The organism is Kitasatospora cheerisanensis KCTC 2395 (assembly GCF_000696185.1).
Taxonomy (GTDB): Bacteria; Actinomycetota; Actinomycetes; order Streptomycetales; family Streptomycetaceae; genus Kitasatospora; species Kitasatospora cheerisanensis.
The window spans coordinates 6,381,818-6,382,581 of the sequence record NZ_KK853997.1 but is presented as its reverse complement, the minus strand read 5'-3'; the positions used below and the strand labels follow the sequence as shown (position 1 = coordinate 6,382,581).

The 764-nt window shown below is 68.7% G+C and carries 1 protein-coding gene; it reads right to left on the bottom strand.

Annotated elements, in window-relative coordinates; all coding sequences use genetic code 11:
• A partial coding sequence (locus tag KCH_RS42775; protein ID WP_035867722.1) for a WXG100-like domain-containing protein occupies positions 1 to 556 on the bottom strand: 556 nt, incomplete at its 3' end.
• Positions 557 to 764: the final 208 nt, after the last annotated feature.

Genomic DNA, 764 nt, shown 5'->3' with positions numbered 1-764 from the left:
GGGTGCAGGTCTTGCCGATGCCGTTCATGTCGGCGATCTGGTTGGCGTTGCTGCGCAGCATGCCGTCGACCTGGGAGCTGACGCCGCTCACGTACTGGTGGTAGAGGCTGGCGGCCTGCTTGATGCCCTCGGAGTTGGCAATGTCGTCCTTCTTGCCCGCGGGGTTCTGCGCCATGTACGTCTTGGCGTAGTCGAGTTCGCGGATCATCTCGTTCTTGGTGTCGATCATCGCCTGGTGCGCGCCGTGCAGGCTGCCCGCGATGTCGGTACCGGCCTTGACGGTGGTGGCCACGTGCGAGGCGTCGCCGCCGGCGAACTTCTGCAGGTACTGGGCGAAGCTGTCGGCGGCGGCGCCGGACATGCAGGACATGGCGCGCTGGGCGGCCTGGGCGATGCCGCGGATGTGGGTGTCCGCGATCTGGTTCCACTTGTCCCAGGCGGCGGCGAGGTCGCTGATCAGGTCCTCGTTGCCGTCGGGGAACGAGATGTCCTTGCCGTTCTCGTTCTTCTGCACGGTCTTGAGTACTTCGGCGAGGTCGGCCGGCAGCTCGATCATGGCGGGAAGCTCTCTCGGATGGTGGGTGCGTCGGCGGCTGACACCGGATCAGCCGCCGTGGTGCGGGCGTGCGGTCGGGCGTCAGATCAGGTTGCGGCCGGGGCCGCCGCCGCCGGTGTGGGTCTCCGGCGGGGGCTTCGGCTTGTTGTAGTCCAGCGACGGCCCGTCCTGGGTGTGGTAGCCGCCCGGGGCCGGCGCGGGTGCGGGC